This is a genomic window from Thermostichus sp. OS-CIW-26, from assembly GCF_054058395.1.
Map to the genome: position 1 here is coordinate 1 of NZ_JBSSAG010000069.1, position 1,020 is coordinate 1,020.

General features: G+C 45.4%; 1 protein-coding gene. It reads left to right on the forward strand.

Going from position 1 to position 1,020, the window contains the following annotated elements; all coding sequences use genetic code 11:
* Window positions 1-56 precede the first annotated feature (56 nt).
* Window positions 57-1,003, forward strand: a protein-coding gene (locus ACVW0C_RS14220) for an IS630-like element ISSoc15 family transposase (protein ID WP_148203181.1) whose coding sequence is annotated in 2 segments (ribosomal slippage) — window positions 57-393 and window positions 393-1,003 — 948 coding nt in all. Because the reading frame shifts where the segments join, the coding sequence is not laid out codon by codon here.
* The last annotated feature ends 17 nt before the right edge of the window (window positions 1,004-1,020 follow it).

Consider the following 1,020-nt stretch of genomic DNA (forward strand, 5'->3'; position numbering starts at 1 on the left):
TACAGCCTTTTAATTTAAAATAGGGTACAGGTATTCAAGAGGAAGGAGAGAAAGGAATGCCGACTCATTCTTTGGATTTGCGGCAAAGAGTTGTAGCAGCCTATCAGGCAGGTAACACCTCCATCCGCCAGGTAGCTAAACGCTTCATGGTGACCAAAAGAACAGTACACCGCTGGGTGCGTCAGTACCAACAAACTCAAGATTTAGCCCCTAAGAAAGCAGGCACCAAGCGAGTGGGCATTTTGGAACAACATCGGCAGGAAGTGATGGCAATTATTACAGAACACCCAGACTTCTACCTGTGGCAGTATCAAGAACTGTTGCGCGAGCGCTTAGGAATCAATGTAAGCATCGTCACGATACATAATTTCTTGAAAAAGCAAGGAATGACTCTAAAAAAAAGACCTACCGCAGTGCAAAAGTCAAAGAAGAGGAGGTGCAAAGGGAACGACTAGCTTATAGTCAAGAAGTCAGGAATATTCCAGCGGAGGATTTGATTGCCATCGACCAGACGGGAGTCTGGGAGGGAATGGAGCGGAGAGTATCTCGGAGTTTACGTGGTCAAAGGGCTTATCATTATCGTCAGAGATACAAGGGTGAAAAGTATACGGTTATTGGAGCTATTTCCTTGAGAGGTGTAGTTGGCTGTCGTGTCATCAAGGGTGGGATGAAGAAAGGAGATTTTTTGGAGTTTTTGAGAAGCGAGCTATGTCCGAAGCTAGATGCGAGGAAGGTTGTGATTATGGACAATTTAAATATCCACAAGAGTCGGGAAGTTGAGGAATTGATTAGGGGGACAGGAGCACGAATCCTATACCTGCCTGTGTATGCGCCGGAGTTGAATCCCATTGAGATGATGTGGTCGGTGTTGAAGCATTTTATTCGGCAGCTTTGCAGAATTGGGAAATATAGCATGGAGCAGATAGTGAAGACTTCTTTACTACTGATCAATCCATCCTCCTTCCGAAGTTGGTTTGCTAAGTGCTGCTATTGTACCCCTTGAGCCCTTAACAGGCTGTA